Genomic DNA, 20,260 nt, shown 5'->3' with positions numbered 1-20,260 from the left:
TCGCCCGTCCGTCAGGACCGGTCCGCGGGCCGCTGCCCGGCCGGGTCCGGCCGCGCGGCCGACTGCCGGAGTTCCCCCGCGCGGCGCGACAGCGCGGTGTCGTCGCCGCGGTCGGCCGGCGCGCACGCCGTCAGCGCCAGCCGGTCGCGCCAGGTGGAACCGGTCAGCGGCACGGCGACCGTGTACACGCCCGGCACCGACTCGCCGCGGCCGAACGCGCAGCCCCGGTCACGGATCTCCGCCAGTTCCGCGAGAAGCGCCGAACGGGAGTCGTGCGTACGGGGAGTGACCTCCTCCAGCCGCTCCCGCGGATACAGCGCACGGATCTGCTCGGTGGTCATCCAGGACAGCAGCAGCTTGCCGCCCGCCGTGGCGTGCGCGGGCCGGCTGCGGCCCCGCTCCAGCACCACCCGTACCGCGTGCGCGGACTCCCGGCCGTCCGTGACGAGGACCCGGTCGCCGATCAGCGCCACGCTCTGCACGGTCTCGCCGGTCCGCCGTACGGCGTCGTCCAGCACCGCGCCGACCCGCTCCCGCACAGCGGTGCCGAAGCCGGCGGGGCGGCCCAGCCGCACCAGTTCGGGACCGGCGCAGTAGCCCCGCCCCGACGCGTCCCGGACCGCGAAACCGCGCCCCTCCAGGGTGCTGAGGACCCGGTGGGCGGTGGAGCGGCCGATGTCGAGCAGCGCGGCCGCCTCGGAGACGGTCAGCGCGTCATGGGTGAGGAACAGCCGCATCAGCCGGAGGCCGGTGTCGAGCGATTCGATGGTGTAGTCCCGCGCCGGCCCCATGAGAAGTCTGTTCCCCTTCGTGCCCCGGATTGCCCTGCACCCTTGCGGTGGTCATGAATCTGCTCCTTTCGATCCGCTTCGATCGCATGTGCGCTTGTCCTTCCGTGCGGGACGAGCGGCAGCGGCAAAGGGTCTGATTCCGCGGAGACTTGAGTGCCGACCGTACCCCGCGTCCCGCTGTGCGGGATGCCGCCGGGTGATTCATCCGCATCCGGCCCCGTCGTCACTCCCCGCTTACGCGCGTTGGCGGTGCGTGCAAAAACTCGTGAGTGTATTACCGCCCGAGTGCTCGCGCAGGGGGTTGGGTGAATGTGCCGAAGCACTGTTTCGATCTGACTAAGCTCACGCGCAGTGAAGTCGAGTTGAGATGAATTCGAGCACTTGTTCCTCACTGCCCTGCAAGTGCCGTATCTCCTGAATACTCCCCCCGAATCAACCGCCAGAGGTTTTAGATGGTTCGTGTTGAATCACCGCCGACCGACCGGGAAACACCTGTTGCCCGCGCCGTGTTGCTGCCCGTCGTCGTGACGGCCGGAGCGACCGCGGCCGCCGTGGCACTGGTCGCCGAGGCCGCGCGGATACCAGTCGTCTGGTGCGGCGTCGTCGCCACCGTCGTGATCGCCGCACTCTCCGCCCAACTCGCCCGCCGCGGCCGCGCGGCCCGCCGGCAGCGCGCCAATTACGAGCAGCGCATCACCGCGCTGGAACGGCGCATCGCCAGTCACGACGAAGAGACCGTGCGCATCAGCAAGGAGCTGCTGCCGGCCGCCATCCACCGGCTGCGCGTGGGCAATTCGCCCGACGAGGTGCTCCGGGACGTCGTGGACGCCGACGAGGTCTACCGCCATCTCCCCGACGCCCAGCGCGCCCTCGTCTACACGGTGCTGGACATCATCGACAACGAGGAGGCGACGCGTGACTCCGCGCAGCGCGCCTTCGTCAACGTCGCCCGCCGCGTCCAGGCGATCGTCCACCGCCAGGCCAGTGAACTGCGCGAGATGGAGGAGCACCACGGGCGCAACCCCGACGTCTTCGACGACCTCCTCCGCATCGACCACGGCACCGCGCTGATCGGCCGCCTCGCCGACTCCATCGCGGTCCTCGGCGGCGCCCGCCCCAGCCGTCAGTGGCCCAAGCCCGTACCGCTGTTCAGCGTGCTGCGCGGTGCCATGTCGCGCATCCTGGAGTACCCGCGCGTCGATCTGCACTCGATCGCCAAGGTCGCCATCATCGGCACCGCGGTCGAACCCCTCATCCACGCCTGCGCCGAACTCCTCGACAACGCCACCCGGTACTCACCGCCGCAGACCCGGGTGCACGTCACCGCGGTCGAGGTGCAGACCGGCATCGCCATCGAGATCGAGGACGGCGGCGTCAGCCTCAGCGAGGAGGCCCGCGCACGGGCCGAGAACATGCTGGCCAGGGCCCAGGCCGGGTCCAGCATGAACGACCTCGGCGAGTCCCCGCGCCTCGGCATGGCGGTCGTCGGCCGGCTGTCGCGGATGTACGACCTCCAGGTCTCGCTGCGGCAGTCCGCGTACGGCGGCGTCCGCGCCGTGCTCATCGTGCCCCGCGCCATGATCACCACCGGGCCCGCTCCCGGTATCGCCCACGGCATCGGCGCCACGTCGCGGCCCACCAGCGACATCGACCTCGCGGACATGAAGCACGTCGTCCCGGCCCGCAGCACCCACCGCAAGCCGCGCACCGTCACCTCCCGTCCGGTCAGCGGACCCGTATCGCCCGAACCCCGCCCCGTCACCCCGGCCGTCGCCATGGAGGACGACGTCCCCGTGGTCACCGAGTGGACCGCGGGCGGACTCCCGCAGCGCCGCAGCCGCGGCCGTGCACCCCTCGGTTCGCACAACCTCCCCGCGCAGTCCACCGACACCGGCGCGGGCCGGACCAACGGCCACGGCAACGGACACGACAACGGCAAGGAACCGCCTCCCGGGATCTGGCTGGAGGCGTTCACCAAGGCCGCCAACGGCGTGCCCCAGGACCCCAGGGCGGACGAAGACTCTGACGATGCGTGGGACAAGGGAGACCTGAAGTGATCCAGCAACGGGGCAACATGGACTGGATGCTCAAAGAGCTCGCCGACGACGTCCCCGACATCCACCAGATCGTGGTCCTCTCCGCGGACGGCCTGCGCATCGCCCGGCACGGCGGCGACCCCGACGTCGCCGACCGGCTCGCGGCGGCCTGTGCCGGACTGCAGAGCCTGGCCGCCGCCGTCGCCTCCGAGATCCCGTACAGCGACGGCAGGATGCGGCTCGTCGTCATCGAGGTCACCGGCGGCTTCTTCTACCTGATGGCCGCGGGTGCCGGCGCCTATCTCGCGGTGCTCGCCGGCGAGACGGTGGACGCGGGACTCGTCGGTTCACGGATGCGCGACATGGTCGTGCGCATCGGCGCCCATCTCACGAGCCCGCCCCGACATGACGGGCAGGCCGGATGAGTTCTTCCCGGCGAGAACGCCGCAAGGCCGACCCGGCACTGAGCGATCCGGAGCGGCTGTACGTCATCACCGGCGATCCCGACGGCAGCGAGCGGGCAGCGCTCGACCTGGTCACGATGGTGGTCTCGAAGTCGGATCCGTCACCGACGGTCCAGCCCGAGCAGGCCGTGATCCTGCGGCTCTGCCAGGCACCGTTGTCCGTCGCCGAGATCTCCGCCTACCTCAGCCTGCCCTTCAGCGTGGTGACCTCGCTCCTCACCGAACTCCTCGCGACCGAACTGATCGAATCGCGCGCACCGATCGTCCGCGCAACCCTCCCGGACAGGTCCCTCCTCGAAGCGGTGATGCATGGACTTCAGAAACTCTGACACGATCACGGGCCCCCGGAGCGAGGACGTCCTTCCCACCACGGCCACCGCCGCGGTGAAGGTCGTGATCGTCGGCGGGTTCGGGGTCGGAAAGACGACCATGGTCGGCTCGGTCAGCGAGATCCGGCCGCTGACCACCGAAGAGACCATGACGCAGGCCGGCGTCGGCGTGGACGACAACTTCGGGGTGGAGAGCAAGACCGCCACCACCGTCGCCATGGACTTCGGCCGGATCAGCATCAGCGAGGAGCTGATCCTCTACCTGTTCGGCACCCCGGGCCAGGAACGCTTCTGGTTCCTGTGGAACGGCCTGTTCGAAGGCGCACTCGGCGCGGTCGTCCTCATCGACACCCGCCGGCTCGAAGTCAGCTTCGACGTCATCGGACGGCTGGAGGAGCGCGGCGTGCCGTTCGTCGTCGCCGTCAACACCTTCCCGGATGCGCCGAAACACCCCGTCGAGGCGCTGCGCAGCGCCCTGGACCTCCCGGACGAGGTCCCGATGATCGACTGCGACGCCCGGCTGCGCGCCTCCAGCCGCGATGTGCTGATGACCCTCATGCGCTATCTGCACAGTCTGGCCGTCCCGCTCGGCTGACGTCGCCCGCCCGCGTCGCCCGCACCCGTTCCGCGCGCCCCCACGCGTACCCCCATTCGTCCGGCCCTTGGCAGCCTGATCCCTGGAGCGATCGTGACAACCCCATTCCACTACGAGCCCGGCGAGGCCCCGGGGCCGGTTCCGCCCCCCGAGTGCCCGGCCCACGGCCTCGGCATCGGCCCCGGCGGCCTGCGACGGTTCTACGGCCCCGAGGCCGAACAGGACCCGCACGGCCTGTACGAGAAACTGCGCGCCGAACACGGCGCGGTGGCGCCCGTGCTGCTGCACGGGGACGTGCCCGCCTGGCTGGTCCTCGGGCACAGCGAGAACCTGCACATGACCCGTACGCCCTCGCAGTTCTCCCGCGACTCCCGCCGCTGGCGGGCCCTGCAGGACGGCAGCGTCGCCCCCGACCACCCGCTGGCCCCGATCTTCACCTGGCAGCCGATCTGCGTCTTCGCCGACGGCGCCACCCATGAGCGCCAGCGCGGCGCCGTCACCGACTCCATGGGCCGGATCGACACCCGCGGCGTGCGGCGCCACGTCAACCGCTACAGCAACCGGCTCGTCAACGACTTCTGCCGGGAGGGCCGCACCGACCTGGTCGCCGACTTCGCCGAGCGACTGCCCATGATGGTGATGTGCGCGATCCTCGGCATGCCCGAGGAGTACAACGACCGGATGGTGCAGGCCGCCCGCGACATGACCCGGGGCACCGCGACCGCCGTCGAGAGCAACGCCTACGTGCTGGCCGCGCTGAGCCGTCTCGTCGAACGGCGCCGCCGCGAGCCCGCGGACGACTTCGCCACCTGGCTCGTCGAGCACCCCGCCGACATGAACGACCAGGAGGTCGCCGAACACCTGCGGCTGATCCTGATCGCCTCCTACGAGTCGACCGCCAACCTGATCGCCAACGTGCTCCGCATGGTGCTCACCGACCCGCGCTTCCGGGCCCGGCTCAGCGGCGGGCACATGACCGTCCCCGAGGCGGTCGAGCAGACCCTGTGGGACGAGCCGCCGTTCACCGCGGTCTTCGGCCGCTGGGCGGTCGGGGACACCGAGCTGGGCGGGCAGCGCATCAAGGCGGGCGACGCGATGATCGTCGGGATCGCCCCGGCCAACACCGACCCGGTGGTCCGGCCCGACCTCAACGCCAACATGGAGGGCAACCGCGCCCACCTCGCGTTCAGCGGCGGACCCCACGAGTGCCCCGGCCAGGACATCGGGCGCGCCATCGCCGACGTCGGCGTCGACGCCCTGCTGATGCGCCTGCCCGACCTCGAACTCGCCGTGGCCGAGAGCGAACTCCAGTGGGTCGGCAACATCATGGGCCGCCATCTGGTGCAGCTCCCCGCCGAGTTCGCCCCGCGCTCCCCGCAGGACGACCGGGAACCTCCGTCCATGGGCAAGCCGAACCCGGCCCGCCAGGACTGGGAGGTGCAGTCCGCGGTCCGGCACACGGCGCCGACCCCGGTACGCGCCACCGCCCCGGCGCCCACCGAACCGGCCCGTGCGGGCACGGCCCCGGCCGGCGCCACCGCCACCGCCGACGGATCCGTCGACGCGCTGGCCGGCCCGCAGGGCGAGGGCTCCGCTGCCGGGATGATCCCGCAGCAGCGCAGGCCAGCGGCCCCGGCCCGGCTGTGGCGGGTCGTCACCCGCTGGTGGAACGGGTACTGACCTGCCGCGACCGACGGCGGACGGCCCGGTGGAGGCGGACCTGCGGGTCCCCGCCACCGGGCCGTTCCACCGGCCGGTCGCTCGCCCCGCCGCCCGGCCTGCCCACGTACCATGCGGAAGCGTGAAGCTGACAATTCTGGGCGGCGGCGGATTCCGGGTTCCACTCGTCTACGGGGCGCTGCTCGCCGACCACGCCGAGGGCCGGGTCTCGGCCGTCACCCTCTACGACACGGACGCCGACCGGCTCACCGCCGTCGCCCGGGTCCTCACCGAGCAGGCCGATTCGGTGCCCGACGCACCCACCGTCGTCGCGACCACCGAACTCGACGAGGCACTGCGCGGCGCCGACTTCGTCTTCTCCGCGATCCGGGTCGGCGGCCTCGCCGGCCGGGCGGCCGACGAACGGGTCGCGCTGGACGAAGGGGTGCTCGGCCAGGAGACCGTCGGCGCGGGCGGCATCGCCTACGGGCTGCGCACCGTCCCGGTGGCCGTCGACCTCGCCCGCCGCATCGCCCGGCTCGCCCCGCACGCCTGGGTCATCAACTTCACCAACCCGGCCGGCCTGGTCACCGAGGCCATGTCCCGGTACCTCGGCGACCGCGTCATCGGCATCTGCGACTCACCGGTCGGCCTCGGCCGGCGCATCGCCCGGGTGCTCGGAGCGGACCCCGGCCGGGCCCGGATCGACTACGTCGGACTCAACCACCTGGGCTGGGTGCGCGGGCTGTACGTGGAGGGCCGCGACGAACTCCCGCGCCTGCTGGCCGACCCCGAGCTGCTCGGCTCGTTCGAGGAGGGCCGGCTCTTCGGCACCGACTGGCTGCGCTCCCTGGGCTCGGTCCCCAACGAGTACCTGCACTACTACTACTTCAACCGGGAGGCCGTCCGCGCCTACCAGGAGGCGGACCAGACCCGGGGCGCCTTCCTCCGGGAGCAGCAGGAGGGCTTCTACGGCCGGATGAAGGACCCCGCCACGCCCGCGCTCGCCACCTGGGACCGCACCCGCGCCGAGCGCGAGGCCACGTACATGTCGGAGAACCGGGAGGTCGCAGGGGCGGGGGAGCGCGAGGAGAGCGATCTGGAATCCGGCGGCTACGAGCAGGTCGCGCTCGCCCTCATGCGGGCGGTCGCCCGCAACGAGCAGACGTCCCTGATCCTCAACGTCCGCAACCGCACGACCCTTTCGGTGCTCGACGCGGAGGCCGTGATCGAGGTCCCGTGCCTGGTCGACGCGAACGGTGCCCGCCCGGTCGCCGTGGAGCCGCTTCCGTACCACGCGGTCGGCCTGGTCACCGCGGTGAAGGCCGTCGAGCGCGCGGTGCTCGACGCGGCGGCGAGCGGCTCCCGCGCCGACGCCGTCCGGGCGTTCGCCCTGCACCCGCTGGTCGACTCCGTGTCGGTGGCCCGCCGCCTGGTGGACGGCTACACGAAGGCCCACCCGGAGCTGGCGTACCTCCACTAGCGCGAGGGGCGGGTCAGGGCGCGGAGACGACGCGCGGACCGCCCGCGGCCGCCCACGACGGCGTCACCCCGGTCACCTGGCAGACCATCAGGAACAGCGGGATGGGCGGGGTGTACGGCGTGCGGCCGCTGTCGGGCTGGTGGATCAGCCGGGGCCGCACCGCGGGGACGTACGCCCCTCGCACGTACGCGGCCTGCGCGGGCCAGTCCAGATCGAGGTCGGAGCCCGAGGGCACGATCCACCACCAGAGGTCGGCGTCCGCGAAGACGCAGCCCGTCCGCGGCAGATGGGACATCAGCCGGAAGCCGTACCGCGCGGGCACCCCCACCGCGTCGCAGCCCAGGCTCGCCGAGAGGGCGGCCGGCAGCGCGAGTTGCACCCGTCCGCCGCCGCCCGGGGGACAGCCGGGCTCGCGGGAGCGCCGGGCTCCGAGCAGATGGGACATGGCGTTCTTCAGCATGTGTGCTCCGAGCCGTGCGGCAGTTCTGCCCAGACGATGCGGCCCGAACCGTTCCCGGCGTCGCGGGACCCCCAGGCGCTGCACATCGCGTCGACGAGCAGCAGACCGCGTCCGTGCTCGTCGTCGGCACCGGCGCACAACTGCGGCCCGCCGGGCTGGTGTCCTTGGTCCTGTACGGCTATCCGCAGCCGGTGATCGAGGCAGCGGAGCTCGCACACGACGCGGTCGCTCGCGGTGTGCACCACCGCGTTGGTGAACAGTTCGGACACGATGAGGACCGCGGCCTCGTGGGCGTCGTCGTCCAGCCGCCACTCGTCCAGCCGGGCCCGCGTCAGCCGCCGGGCGCCGGCGACCGACTCGGGGTGCGCGGGCAGCGCGAAGCAGTACCGGAGCGCTTCGGTCCCGGGGCTGAGGTCCATGAGCCGGGGGATGAGCGCACTGCCAGGTGCCACGACCGAATCCTCACAGTGGGGGCTGTGTCACGCTTCGCGATCTTCCTGGAAGTGCGCGGGCACGACGAGTGAACTGGTTCACTCACCAACTCTCCCCCTGTCGCGAACACTTGGCAAGGGGCACTCTGAAAAATTCAGAGTGGCTGTGTCTTTGACGGCACGCGCATGGCACACTGCTCGCAAACAGCGCATGGGGAGGTCTGAAGTGAGCGAACCGCGGTCCGCCCCGACCGTGGGTCAGGTCGTTCTCGGCAAGCGCCTGCAGGATCTGCGGGAGCGCGTCGGCCTGAGCCGGGACCAGGCTGCCAAGGTGCTGCGCGTCGCACCCGCGACGATACGCAGGATGGAGACGGCAGAGGTCTCTCTCAAGATCCCCTATGTGCAACTGCTGCTGAAGGCCTACGGAATCAGCGAGGAGGAGGCCGACGCCTTCGTCGACCTCGCCGAGGAGGCCAACAAGCCGGGCTGGTGGCAGCGGTTCCACGACGTGCTGCCCGACTGGTTCAGCATGTACGTCAGCCTGGAGGGTGCGGCGAGCCTCCTGCGCATGTACGAGCCGCACTTCGTCCCCGGGCTGCTGCAGACCGAGGACTACGCGCGCTCGGTGATGCGCACCGGAGCGGTCGGCCAGACCAGGCCCGAGGACATCGAGCGCCATGTGGCGCTGCGGATGGAGCGGCAGTCCCTGCTCACCCGGCCGGACGCCCCGCGGCTGTGGGTCGTGATGGACGAGACGGTGCTGCGCCGCCCGGTGGGCAGCCCGGACGCCATGCGCGCCCAGGTCGACCGGCTGCTGGAAGCCACCGCGCTGCCGAACGTGACCCTGCAGATCGCCGAGTTCTCGACCGGCCATCACCCGGGCACCTACGGACCGTTCGTGCTCTTCCGGTTCGCCGTCCCCGAACTCCCCGACATGGTCTACAGCGAGTACCTCACCGGGGCCGTCTACTTCGACGCGCGCCCCGAGGTGGCCTCCTACCTCGAGGTCATGGACCGCATGGCGGCCCAGGCCGCGACTGCACAACGCACGAAGGAACTCCTCAGGGACTTCCGCAAGGAGCTGTGATGACACCCATATACAACGGCATGCCGGCCGCCGAACTCGGCTCCGAGGGCTGGTACAAGCCGTGGAGCGGTGGCAACGGGGGCAACTGTGTCGAGGCCATGAAGCTGTCCGACGGAAGAATCGCGATGCGTCAGTCCGCGGACCCCGACGGTCCGGCCCTCATCTACACCCACCGCGAGATCGCCGCTTTCATCCAGGGTGCCAAGGCCGGTCAGGCGGATTTCCTCCTGACCTGACCCTGCCTGACCTACCCTGTACCCCACCGCGTGGACGGTTCCCGGTCGCCGCGCACCCCTTCGTCCCCTGTTCGTCCGCCAACGGATCCAAGGAGCGCGCTATGACCGGGCACGAGCCCCCCGTCGAGATCGACACCAGCAAGCCGCATCCGGCGCGGATGTACGACTGGTTCCTCGGCGGCAAGGACAACTATCCGGTCGACGAGCAGATGGCCAAGCAGCTCATGGCGCTGGACTCGCGGGGCCGCGACATGGCGCGGGTCAACCGCGCGTTCATGCACCGTGCCACCCGCTGGCTCGCGGAGAACGGCATCCGGCAGTTCCTCGACATCGGCACCGGCATACCGACCGAGCCCAACCTCCACCAGATCGCCCAGCAGACGGCACCGGACGCGCGCATCGTCTACTGCGACAACGACCCGATCGTCCTCGCCCACGCGGCGGCCCTGCTGCGCTCGACTCCGGAGGGCGCCACCGAGTACATCCAGGCCGACGCCCGCAGGCCCGAAGCCATCCTGGAAGCGGCCGGCAAGGTCCTCGACTTCTCCAGGCCGATCGCCCTGTCGCTGCTGGCCCTGCTGCACTTCCTCGGTGACGAGGACGGCGCCGGCGAACTCGTGGACCGCCTGGTCGACCAGCTCGCGCCCGGCAGCTACCTCGTCCTCTCGCAGACCACCGGCGACTTCAACCCGGAGGGCGCGGCCCAGGCCGCCGCCATGTACAAGGCCCGCGGGATGACGCTGCGCCCCCGCACCCACGCCGAGTTCTCCGCCTTCTTCCACGGCCTGGAGCTCGTCGGCCCGGGCGTCTCGCTCTCCGCCGACTGGCACCCGGAGCTCGGCGAGGTCATCGACGTCCCGGGTGACGAGCCGATCCCGGGGTACGCGGGCGTGGCCCTCAAGGCCTGACCGGCACCCCGGCCCGGCACCCCGGCCCGGCACCCCGGCCCGGCACCCCGGCCCGGCACCCCGGCCCGGCACCCCGGCCCGGCGGCCCGTCGGAGGGGCGGGTGCCGCCGCAGGACACAATGGACCCATGTCCCGACGCACCTCCCGCCCCCGGCGGCCCGCCGCCGCTCCGCTCCCGCAGATCACGGACGCCTCGCCGTGCCCGTGCGGCCTGTCCGCCGCCTACGGCGCGTGCTGCGGCCGGTTCCATGCCGGGACCCCGGCGCCGACGTGCGAGGCGCTGATGCGTTCGCGGTACGCGGCCTTCGTCGTCGGGGACGCCGCCTATCTGCTGCGGACCTGGCACCCGGACCACCGGCCGGCCGTCCTCGACCTCGACCCGGGGCAGCAATGGCAGGGGCTGGAGATCCTGGAGACCACGGAGGGCAGCGCCTTCCACACCACCGGCACGGTCACCTTCCGGGCGCACTACACGGCCGGCGGACACCGCGACTCGCTCCACGAGAAGAGCCGCTTCGTCCGGCACGAGGGCGCCTGGGTCTACGAGTCGGCCGTCTTCGCGGACTGACGCCCCGCGGGTGACGGGGCCGGTCCGGGCCGGGGCGGCCTCAGACCGGTGCGCCGGCCGGGGTCACCGGGGCCAGTTCGTGCGCGAGGTCCTCCGCCAGCAGCCGCTTGGCGATCACATCGACCGCGGACCGCAGCCGGGCGTCGTCCGGGCGGCCCCCGTCCTCGCCCAGCTGGTCGTTGAGCCAGGCCGCCCACGCGTCCGTGATCGTCGCCGCTTCCCGGCTGCCCGCCTCGGTGTGCGTGAAGAGGTGGCCGTCGCCGGTCAGATAGCCCTCCTCGATCATCCGGTCGAAGACGGGCACCAGGACCTCCGGCGGAATCCGGTGCCGGGTCGCGATGAGCCGGAGCCCCGCGTGGCCGACCATCCTGGTGAACAGCTCGACCTGCATCACCGCCCAGGCCCCCGCCATGTCGAGCCGGGTGTCGGACGAGGCCACGATCCGCCGGGCCGTGTCCGGGTCCACCCGCCGCAGGACCTTGGCCACCGAGAACTCCAGCAGCCTCGCCGAGTCCCCGGCGCTCGGCGAGGCGAAGCCCTCGCCCATGTCGGTCGAGCCTGCCCGCACCGTGTCCCGCAGCTTCACCTGCTTCAGGAACAGCGCCACGACGAACCCGAGCACCGCGACCGGCACCGTCCACAGGAACACCGTGTGCAGGGTGTCCGCATACGCCTGGGCCAGCGGCGCCGACTGCGCGTCGGGCAGCGCGTGCAGCCCCTCCGGGCTCTGCGAGGCCTTCACCAGCACCGCGGGATCACCGCCCGCCCGCGCTGCCTGCGCCACCCCTTCCTCGAGATTGGGGCCGAGCGCGTTGGCGTAGATCGTGCCGAAGACCGCGGTGCCGAAGGAACTGCCGAGCGTGCGGAAGAAGGTCACGCCCGAGGTCGCCGTGCCCAGGTCCGCGTAGTCGACGGTGTTCTGCACGGCGATCGTCAGCACCTGCATGGACAGCCCGATGCCGAGGCCGAGCACCAGCATGTACAGCGACTCCAGCCACACCCCGCTGTCCGGACCCATCCGGGAGAGCAGGAACAGGCCGACGGCCATGACCAGCGAGCCCACGATGGGGAAGACGCGGTAGCGGCCGGTCTTGCTGACCACGTTGCCGCTGAAGATCGAGGCGGCGAGCAGGCCGACGACCATCGGCAGCGTCCGGACACCCGAGAGCGTGGCCGAGTCCCCGTCCACGTACTGCAGATACGTCGGAAGGAAGATCATCGCGCCGAGCATCGCGAAGCCCACGATGAAGCTGAGGATCGAGCAGACCGTGAAGACCGGATTGCCGAACAGCCGCATCGGCAGCATCGGCTCCTTCGCCCGGAACTCGACGAGGCAGAAGGCGGCCAGTGCGGCCAGACCGAGGACGAACAGGCCGATGATGACCGAGGAGCCCCAGGCGTACTGGTTGCCGCCCCAGCTCGTCGCCAGGATCAGGGCGCTCGCCCCTACCGTGACCATCGCGATGCCCAGGTAGTCGATCACCGGACGTCCCGCCGCCTTCACGGACGGAATGGTCCGGGCCGCCGCGATGACCACCACGATCGCGATCGGCACATTGACGTAGAACGCCCAGCGCCAGGTCAGATGGTCGGTGAACAGGCCGCCGAGCAGCGGCCCGATGACGGTCGAGACGCCGAAGACCGCGCCGATCGCGCCCTGGTACTTGCCGCGGTCGCGCAGCGGGATCACATCGGCGATCAGCGCCATCGACGTGACCATCAGACCGCCCGCGCCGATGCCCTGCAGACCGCGCCACACGATCAGCAGCGTCATGTTGGTCGCGAGACCGCAGAGGAACGAACCCGTGATGAAGATGATCGCCGAGAGCTGGAAGACGATCTTCCGGCCGAACAGGTCGCCGAACTTGCCGACCAGCACCGTCGCCACGGTCTCCGCCAGGAGATACGCGGTCACCACCCACGACATATGGGCCGCGCCCCCGAGGTCGGAGACGATCGTCGGCAGTGCGGTCCCCACGATCGTCTGGTCCAGGGCGGCCAGCAGAATGCCCAGCACGATGGTGGCGAAGACGATGTTGCGGCGGCGCGGATCGAGCAGGGGCGGCGCGGCGGCACTCTGCGCGGCGGGGGCGGTCTCGCTGGCAGTGGTCACCTTTGCACCCTCACACCGGCCCGTGTCACCCGCATGCGGGGGGCCGCCGGACGTGTCAGCCCAGTAGTTCCCTGAGCGACGCCTTCATCCGGGCCACGAACGCCTCCCGCACCGGCTCACCCACCCGGTCCAGCGAGAGGTACGGATTGAGGTCCTCCAGCTCGACGAGCAGCAGCTCGCCCTCGGCGGTCCGGCACGCGTCGACGCGCTGGATGCCGTGGTCGAGGGTGTTCCAGTCGATGAACGAGCGCGCGAACGCCAGATCCGCCGCACTCGTCGCGTACGGCTCCAGCACCCACCGCCGCTCCGGGTGCGGAGCGTTCAGCGCGTACTGGAAGTCGTGGTCGACGAAGTAGAAGGACACCTCGTAGCGGAAGTCGATCCGCGGCTGGACCAGTTGCGTGCCGTCCGCACCGGGCGGCAGGGACGGGGTGGGCACGAACCGCAGACCGGCCGAGTCCGCACCCAGCTTCGGCTTGACGACGTAGCTCCCGGCCTCGGGCAGCAGCCCCAGGTCCGCCGCCCGGTCCACGGTCGGGATCACCGGATAACCGGCCCGGCTCAGATCGACCAGGTACTGCTTGCCCGCCATGTCACCGCGACCGGTCAGCGGGTTGTAGACCCGGGTGCCCAGCTCCCGGGCCCGGGCGCGGAAGGTGTCGTACGCCTCCTGGTAGTGCAGCACCGGACCGCTGTTGCGCACGACGACCGCGTCGAAACGGTCCAGCAGCGCGGCGGCGTCGCGGGGGTGACAGAGAGCGATGTCGAAGTCCTCCCGCAGCCGTGACGTCAGGTGGATGTCCTCGTCGCAGTAGCGGCGTCCGCGGGCGTCGTAGGCGAGATCGGTGACGAAGAGAACGGACGGGCGCGTGGCGGCGGGCATGGTTCCCCCAGGGGGTTTCAGGTCGGACGGTCACTCAATAACCTTGGCGGCGTTGCCCGTCAACGACCCAGGAGCGTCATGACATCTGCCCCACAAGAGTCACTCGCCTCGCAAGCGCCGCCCGTTCCGGACATTCTCTCGCCCGCCTTCGCGGCCGATCCCTACGGGGCCTACCGGATCATGCGCGAGAGCCACCCGCTGATCCGGCACGAGGCCACGAACAGTTACGTCGTCTCCCGGTACGAGGACGTCGAGCGGGTCTTCAAGGACAAGGCCGGGGAGTTCACCACCGACAACTACGACTGGCAGATCGAGCCGGTCCACGGCAAGACCATCCTCCAGCTCAGCGGGCGCGAGCACGCCGTGCGCCGGGCCCTGGTCGCGCCGGCCTTCCGGGGTGCGGACCTCCAGGAGAAGTTCCTCCCGGTCATCGAACGCAACGCGCGCGAGCTCATCGACACCTTCCGGCACACCGGCGAGGCCGATCTCGTCGAGGCGTTCGCGACCCGCTTCCCCGTCCTCGTCATCGCCGACATGCTCGGCCTGGACAAGGCGGACCACGACCGCTTCCACGGCTGGTACACCAGCGTCATCGCCTTCCTCGGCAACCTCGCGGGCGACCCGGAGGTGGCGGCGGCCGGTGAACGGACCCGGCAGGAATTCGCCGCGTACATGATCCCGATCATCCAGCAGCGGCGGAAGGCACCGGGCGACGACCTACTCTCCGCGCTCTGCACCGCCGAGGTCGACGGCGTCCGGATGAGCGACGAGGACATCAAGGCGTTCTGCAGCCTGCTGCTCGCCGCCGGCGGCGAGACGACCGACAAGGCCATCGCCTCGATCTTCGCCAACCTGCTCACCCACCCCGAGCAGCTCGCCGCCGTGCGGGCGGACCGCGATCTCATCGACCTCGCGTTCGCCGAGACACTGCGGCTCACCCCGCCGGTCCACATGATCATGCGTCAGGCGGCCACCGACGTGGAGCTCGGCGGCGGCCGGGTGCCCGCGGGCTCGACCGTCACCTGTCTGATCGGCTCCGCCAACCGGGACGCGTCCCGGTACCGCGACCCGGACCGGTTCGATCTCTTCCGCACCGATCTGACCAGCACCACGGCGTTCTCCGCGGCCGCCGACCATCTGGCGTTCGCGCTGGGCCGGCACTTCTGCGTCGGCGCGCTGCTGGCCAGGGCGGAGGTGCGGACCGGGGTGAACATGCTGCTCGACGCGATGCCCGACGTACGTCTCGCGGACGGGTTCACGCCGTCCGAGCAGGGCGTCTTCACCCGGGGACCGCAGTCGCTGCCGGTGCGGTTCACCCCGGTCGCCGGGGCATGACCCACGTCAGCGGATGTGGCGTCCGGAGATCGCGCGGGCGATGACCAGCCGCTGGATCTCGCTGGTCCCCTCGAAGATCGTGTAGATCTTGGCGTCGCGGTACATCCGCTCCACCGGATGTTCCCGGCTGTACCCGGCGCCGCCGAGGATCTGGACGGCCTTCTCCGTCGCGGACACCGCGAGTTCGCCCGCGCGCAGCTTGGACATCGAGCCCTGGCCCGCGTCGAAGGTCCGGTCGTTGCGGGCCATCCACGCGGCCTGCCAGATGAGCAGCCGTACGGACTCGATCTCGGTACGGATGTCGGCCAGCGCGAACGCGATCGACTGGTTCTCGATGATGGGCCGGCCGAACGCCTCGCGCTGTCCGGCGTACTCCAACGCGTATTCGTACGCCGCGCGTGCGATGCCGAGCGCCTGGGCGCCAACGGTGGGGCGGCTGACCTCGAAGGTCGCCATCGCCGCCTGCCCCTTGGCGTTGGACCCCTCGCGGGCGCGGGCGAGCCGGGCGTCCAGCTTCTCCTTGCCGCCGAGCAGACAGTGCCCGGGCACGCGTACGTCGTCGAGGAAGACGTCCGCCGTGTGCGAGGCCCGCAGGCCCAGCTTCTTGATGGTGCGGCTCGCCTCCAGGCCCTTCGTCGCGGGCGGCACGATGAACGCGGCCTGCCCGCGCGCGCCGAGCGACGGGTCGACCGAGGCGACGACCACGTGGATCTCGGCGATGCCGCCGTTGGTGATCCACGCCTTCTGGCCGGAGAGCACCCACTCGTCCCTGGCCTCGTCGTAGCGGGCCTTCGTGGCCATCGCGGAGACGTCGGAGCCGGCCTGCGGTTCGGAGACGCAGAACGCCGCCACCTTCGGGTCGTCCTCGTCGCCGTAGCACTGCGGAACCCACTCGGCGAGCTGGTCCGGTGTCCCGGAGGCGAAGATCCCGGCGACGGCGAGGGAGGTGCCGAAGAGCGCCATGCCGATTCCGGCGTCGCCCCAGAACAGCTCCTCGTTGGCTATCTGGAGGGAGAGCCCCGACGGGTCGCCGTACATGTCGGCCAGCGACTCGAATCCGTACAGACCGATCCGGGCCGCCTCCTGGATGACGGGCCAGGGCGTCTCCTCGCGGGCGTCCCATTCGGCGGCCGCCGGGCGCACCACCTGGGCGGCGAAGCCGTGCACCCAGTTGCGCAGGTCCTGCTGTTCCTCGGTGAGGGCGAGGGAGAAGTAGCTCATCGGCTCAGGCCTTCGGGATGTCGAAGTAGCGCGTGAGGCCCGAGGCGAGACCGACGTCGCCGGCCACCTTCAGCTTGCGCATCATGAACATCGTCACGGGATTGCCGTTGCCGGAGACCAGCTTCAGGAACTCCGCGTCGCCCATCACCAGCGTGGTGCGCGGTTCGGCGTCGGAGCGGCCCGCGCTGACGGTGCAGGCGCCGTCCGCGATGGCCGTCTCGTACACCTCGTCGGTGTCACCGGTGATCTTCCAGCGGATCAGGGCCTTGAGCTGTCCGGCCGCCTCCGGGCGGAACTGCTGCCTCATCCGGCCGAAGACCTCGCCGAGCACCCGGGTGCGCAGCTCGCCGTGCATGACCTCGCCGAGCTGCCTGGCGGACAGGCCCTTCACGATCCGCGCGAACTCCGTCGGGGAGACGGCCGCGAAGTCGAGGGAGGTCAGTTCGTCGGTGAGGTTGCCGCTGCTGTTGTCGGCCACGCCAGTTCCTTACTCTGGAGTAAACTTACTTTTGAGTAAGGTAAGCGCCGTCGAGTCCCTCCGCAAGGTGGCGGCGGGGTGCGGAGGTCACCAGGAGCTGCCGGGGCGCACCGCCAGCCGGGGGTGGTGGGCGGAGAGCACCTTGTTGGCGCGGGCCAGCTCGGAGAGGGCCTGTTCGCGGTCGGCCTGGTCCTCGATGCCGAGCCGTGGGCCGCGGAACCTGCGGACCTCGCGTGCGGCGCACTCGGCGTCGAACTCCGCCTCCAGGATGTGCGGCGGGATGCAGGAGCCGATCAGCGCGGCGACGCTGTCCGGGATGGGGACGGGGACGAGCAGATGTGAGGCGGTCATGGGGGGGTTCCCTCTCGAATGGTGGCCAGGAGGTCGGGCGCCGCGTCCGCCGGGTGGGCGGACGACTCCTCCATATGTACGGGACGCAGTTCCGGGTTTCTCGTTGAGAACGTCTCCGTGTGGCAACCGTTTGGGAGTGACCGGGTATTTCCCTTTACTCGTAAGTAAGTTGACGCGCAGTGAAGGCCGTGAGTCGGCCCGAAGGCGTTCTGAGTGGACTACTGGGTGGTGGAACTCCGGGTGCGGGCCCGCAGCTGAAGCGCCCGCAGCACCGCCTCGGTGGAGAACCGGCTCTCGGGATCGACCAGTTGCTCACCGAAGATGGACTCCAGGTTGCGCATGCGGTACCGGACGGTCTGGGGATGGACGTCCAGCAGTTCGCCCATGTGGGCGGCTGTTCCCCGGGTGTCCAGCCAGATGCGCAGCGTTTCGACGAGCCGCTCCCGACGGGTCGCGCTGATGCCCGCGATGGGGGCGAGCTCCCGTTGGGCGAGCTGGTCCAGGAGGATCGGATCGGAGAGCAGCCACAGGGTGATGAGGTGGTCCGCGCACAGGATGACCGGTGCGTCGTCGATGACGCCGGCGTCGACGAGTTCGAGGATCCTCCTGGCCCAGCGGATCGAGTCCGCGGCCAGCGCGGTGGGAACGGTCAGCCCGATCGCCGTGCGGGTGCCGAGCAGCGCCTGGTCGAGCATGGTTCTTCGTGCGGCGTCGAGCGGGCCCGGGATGAGTAAATGGGGCTGGGGGTCGCTGAGATCGACCAGGATGTCGCGGTCGGCGCTGACCCGGTCGAGCCCCGCGGGGGCGCGCGCCGCGACGAGGGTGACCTCCTCCGGGAGCGTCCACCCGGTCTGCTCGCACAGTTCGGCGATGGCGGAACGGGGCACGGGGCGTCCGGCCAGGATCAGATGCAGCAGACGCCGGCGCATGGCCTCGGTCTGTTCGCCGCTCTGGGACTGGACTTCGAGGAACCCCTCACGCGAGAGTGCTTCGAGCTCGTCGACGTAGGCGAAGAGCGCGTCGGCGAAACTGAGCATCAGGGTCGGGGAGAAGTGGTAACTCCGGCCGACCTTCTTCGCCCGCCTCAGCGCCACCCGGGCGCCGAGCCGGTACGCGCCCTGGAGCGTCTCCATGGTGCGGCCCTCGTACGCCTCGAACCGGCCGAAACGGCGGCACATGTCGTCGCGCAGCGAGGTCGACGTGGACGGTTCGGCGACCAGATCCACGAACGAGGCGAGGCTCTGCTCGACGCCGACCCGAATGGCCTGGCCGTTCGGGCCGCTGAGCAGGCGGGCGTACTCCGGATAGGCCCGGGTGACCTCGACGCCTATCTCCTTGATCAGGCTGGGCAGTTCGGGTCGCATGATGGCCGCGAACTCCTGGGGAAGCGGTCCCAGCGGGTCCCCTGTGTCCAATGGCGAAATGACTCTCGGCATGGCGTTTCCCCTTGCTCTCCGGCGCCCGGTGGGGGTGAGGCAGTGGGGGAAAGCGCTCCCACGAACCGACAGGTGCGTACCAAGTTCGCGATGAAGATAGACCAAGTCAGTGGCCATGCCCACCACTTGCGCGGGATCGAAGTGCAGGGGCCACACATCTCGGCCGTGTTGTGGTGCTCCGGTGCAGGTAGGGCGGGAGTACTCACTTCCGGACAATATTTTCGGCCGTTCACCCGGAGTGCGGGGAGACGGGCATCGGCGGTTGTCCTCGTGCTCCGGCGGGCGCGCCGCGCATGGGCATTCCGGTTGAGGATGTCCCGGGCCGCGGAGGGGGCCGGGCTCGCGCGGGCTCCGGGTGATCCTTCCTGGCGGGGGCGCTCTCCGCCTCGCCGTTACGGGCAGCCGAGTGGCCCGTAACGGTGTTGCCACGGGGTGACGGCGCCGGCACCGATGTCCGGGGCGCGGGCGTGCCCCCGCCCGTGCCCCGGAGTCCGACTGTGATTTTGCGCAGCAAATGACAAGTCAACTGCGCTGGTTAGTAAGCCGGGTACGAGAAAAGAACTCGCTGAGAGCAATTTCGGCTGGCGGGATTGTGCTCCAAGTTTCCCGCAAGTAACGTCACGGCCTGTCACAGATTGTGTGTGGCCGAGCGTACGCCTTCCCCTCGGAGAAGTGGTTCATAGCCGTGCTTCGTGCCCCTTGGGCAGCCGTGAAGCACGTCCCCGCAAGCAGTGCCACCCGCATTGTCGAATCGGAGGAACTAACTGTGCGTAATACCCTCAAGAAGATCGCCGTCGCAACCGGCGTTGCTTCTGCGGCCGTCGTACTCAGCGCGACCCAGGCGATGGCATTTCCCGCCACCACGTGGACCGTCACGGGCGGGGCATTCACCGCCGTGTCGACGAACACCGTCCTGTCGGTGAACGGCCTCCCGCTGACGTGTCCGACAGCGGGCGCGGGTGGTTCCGCGGCCAGCGCCACGGGCAACCCCGCCACGGTCGGAACCATCACCTCGGCCACCTTCGGGACCACCGCGAGCCCGTGCACCAGCGCACTCGGACCGGTGACGCCCGTCGCCACCACCTCGCCGGCCTGGGAGCTCGTCGCGCAGGACTACACCTCCGGCGTGACGACCGGCTACATCAAGAACATCAAGGCCAAGCTCACCGTCCTCACCTGCACCTTCAATGTGACCGGTGAGGTCAACGCCAAGTTCACCAACAGCACGAAGAAGCTGGCCGTCTCCAACTCCACGCGCCAGCTGACCGTCTCGACCGCTACCGCGGGATGCGCCGGGATCGTGGCCGTCGGTGACCACCCGACGTTCACCGGTGACTACTCCGTCACCGGAATCACGAGCATCATCGGAACCTGACGGACCGCCGGGTGACCGAAA

Annotated in this window: 21 protein-coding genes; 12 read left to right on the top strand and 9 right to left on the bottom strand. The window is 70.5% G+C overall.

Going from position 1 to position 20,260, the window contains the following annotated elements:
- Window positions 1-11: 11 nt before the first annotated feature.
- Window positions 12-791, bottom strand: a complete 780-nt coding sequence (locus tag OG521_05775) for an IclR family transcriptional regulator (protein WUW20324.1) — start codon at window positions 789-791, stop codon at window positions 12-14.
- A gap of 452 nt (window positions 792-1,243) precedes the next feature.
- Between OG521_05775 and OG521_05770 the strand changes: the two genes are divergently transcribed.
- From OG521_05770 to OG521_05745, 6 genes are all read left to right on the top strand, one after another.
- On the top strand, window positions 1,244-2,848 hold the full coding sequence (locus OG521_05770; GenBank protein ID WUW20323.1) for an ATP-binding protein: 1,605 nt from the start codon (window positions 1,244-1,246) through the stop codon (window positions 2,846-2,848).
- On the top strand, window positions 2,845-3,252 hold the full coding sequence (locus tag OG521_05765) for a roadblock/LC7 domain-containing protein (GenBank protein WUW20322.1): 408 nt from the start codon (window positions 2,845-2,847) through the stop codon (window positions 3,250-3,252). The genes OG521_05770 and OG521_05765 overlap by 4 nt, the downstream gene beginning before the upstream one ends.
- Entirely contained in the window at window positions 3,249-3,620 is a 372-nt protein-coding gene (locus tag OG521_05760; GenBank protein WUW20321.1) for a DUF742 domain-containing protein, read from the top strand. Before OG521_05765 ends, OG521_05760 begins: the two co-directional genes overlap by 4 nt.
- A complete protein-coding gene (locus OG521_05755) occupies window positions 3,601-4,215 on the top strand; it encodes an ATP/GTP-binding protein (protein WUW20320.1) in 615 nt (204 codons plus the stop codon). The genes OG521_05760 and OG521_05755 overlap by 20 nt, the downstream gene beginning before the upstream one ends.
- Window positions 4,216-4,308: 93 nt before the next feature.
- The gene (locus OG521_05750) at window positions 4,309-5,895 is read left to right on the top strand and encodes a cytochrome P450 (GenBank protein ID WUW20319.1); all 1,587 of its coding nucleotides are present in this window, start codon (window positions 4,309-4,311) and stop codon (window positions 5,893-5,895) included.
- Window positions 5,896-6,016: 121 nt separating this feature from the next.
- Complete coding sequence (locus OG521_05745; protein ID WUW20318.1) at window positions 6,017-7,357, top strand: 6-phospho-beta-glucosidase; 1,341 nt, start codon at window positions 6,017-6,019, stop codon at window positions 7,355-7,357.
- Between the two features lie 13 nt (window positions 7,358-7,370).
- On the opposite strand, the gene OG521_05740 is transcribed toward OG521_05745, so the two are convergent.
- On the bottom strand, window positions 7,371-7,817 hold the full coding sequence (locus OG521_05740) for a hypothetical protein (protein ID WUW20317.1): 447 nt from the start codon (window positions 7,815-7,817) through the stop codon (window positions 7,371-7,373).
- Window positions 7,811-8,269, bottom strand: a complete 459-nt coding sequence (locus tag OG521_05735; GenBank protein ID WUW20316.1) for an ATP-binding protein — start codon at window positions 8,267-8,269, stop codon at window positions 7,811-7,813. The genes OG521_05740 and OG521_05735 overlap by 7 nt, the downstream gene beginning before the upstream one ends.
- Before the next feature lie 205 nt (window positions 8,270-8,474).
- On the opposite strand from OG521_05735, the gene OG521_05730 reads away from it, so the two are divergent.
- The 4 genes from OG521_05730 to OG521_05715 all read left to right on the top strand — a co-directional run bounded on the left by OG521_05730 (window position 8,475) and on the right by OG521_05715 (window position 11,047).
- Entirely contained in the window at window positions 8,475-9,335 is an 861-nt protein-coding gene (locus tag OG521_05730) for a helix-turn-helix transcriptional regulator (GenBank protein ID WUW20315.1), read from the top strand.
- Window positions 9,335-9,571 carry a DUF397 domain-containing protein gene (locus OG521_05725; protein ID WUW20314.1) on the top strand — a complete coding sequence of 79 codons (237 nt, stop codon included), beginning with the start codon at window positions 9,335-9,337 and terminating at the stop codon, window positions 9,569-9,571. Before OG521_05730 ends, OG521_05725 begins: the two co-directional genes overlap by 1 nt.
- A 101-nt stretch (window positions 9,572-9,672) precedes the next feature.
- Entirely contained in the window at window positions 9,673-10,479 is an 807-nt protein-coding gene (locus tag OG521_05720; protein WUW20313.1) for an SAM-dependent methyltransferase, read from the top strand.
- Between the two features lie 127 nt (window positions 10,480-10,606).
- Window positions 10,607-11,047: a YchJ family metal-binding protein gene (locus tag OG521_05715; protein WUW20312.1), complete on the top strand. Its 441-nt coding sequence runs from the start codon at window positions 10,607-10,609 to the stop codon at window positions 11,045-11,047.
- Between the two features lie 40 nt (window positions 11,048-11,087).
- Here OG521_05715 and OG521_05710 read toward each other — a convergent pair whose 3' ends face one another.
- Together OG521_05710 and OG521_05705 are read right to left on the bottom strand one after the other, a co-directional pair.
- Entirely contained in the window at window positions 11,088-13,160 is a 2,073-nt protein-coding gene (locus tag OG521_05710; GenBank protein WUW20311.1) for an MFS transporter, read from the bottom strand.
- 55 nt (window positions 13,161-13,215) lie between these two features.
- Window positions 13,216-14,043: a hypothetical protein gene (locus OG521_05705; protein WUW20310.1), complete on the bottom strand. Its 828-nt coding sequence runs from the start codon at window positions 14,041-14,043 to the stop codon at window positions 13,216-13,218.
- Between the two features lie 78 nt (window positions 14,044-14,121).
- On the opposite strand from OG521_05705, the gene OG521_05700 reads away from it, so the two are divergent.
- Window positions 14,122-15,378, top strand: a complete 1,257-nt coding sequence (locus OG521_05700; protein ID WUW20309.1) for a cytochrome P450 — start codon at window positions 14,122-14,124, stop codon at window positions 15,376-15,378.
- A 6-nt stretch (window positions 15,379-15,384) separates the two neighbouring features.
- Here the strand turns inward: OG521_05700 and OG521_05695 are convergent, their stop codons facing one another.
- The 4 genes from OG521_05695 to OG521_05680 form a co-directional block, all read right to left on the bottom strand.
- Complete coding sequence (locus OG521_05695; protein ID WUW20308.1) at window positions 15,385-16,599, bottom strand: acyl-CoA dehydrogenase family protein; 1,215 nt, start codon at window positions 16,597-16,599, stop codon at window positions 15,385-15,387.
- A gap of 4 nt (window positions 16,600-16,603) precedes the next feature.
- Window positions 16,604-17,077, bottom strand: a complete 474-nt coding sequence (locus tag OG521_05690) for an SCP2 sterol-binding domain-containing protein (GenBank protein ID WUW20307.1) — start codon at window positions 17,075-17,077, stop codon at window positions 16,604-16,606.
- A gap of 87 nt (window positions 17,078-17,164) precedes the next feature.
- Window positions 17,165-17,428, bottom strand: a complete 264-nt coding sequence (locus tag OG521_05685) for a hypothetical protein (protein WUW20306.1) — start codon at window positions 17,426-17,428, stop codon at window positions 17,165-17,167.
- Window positions 17,429-17,646: 218 nt separating this feature from the next.
- Complete coding sequence (locus OG521_05680; GenBank protein ID WUW20305.1) at window positions 17,647-18,864, bottom strand: helix-turn-helix domain-containing protein; 1,218 nt, start codon at window positions 18,862-18,864, stop codon at window positions 17,647-17,649.
- 766 nt (window positions 18,865-19,630) lie between these two features.
- Here OG521_05680 and OG521_05675 point away from each other — a divergent pair.
- A complete protein-coding gene (locus OG521_05675; GenBank protein WUW20304.1) occupies window positions 19,631-20,239 on the top strand; it encodes a hypothetical protein in 609 nt (202 codons plus the stop codon).
- The last annotated feature ends 21 nt before the right edge of the window (window positions 20,240-20,260 follow it).

The organism is Streptomyces sp. NBC_01463 (assembly GCA_036227345.1).
Lineage (GTDB): Bacteria > Actinomycetota > Actinomycetes > Streptomycetales > Streptomycetaceae > Streptomyces.
The sequence above is the reverse complement of the archived record's forward strand: the minus strand, read 5'-3'. Positions and strand labels throughout refer to the sequence as shown.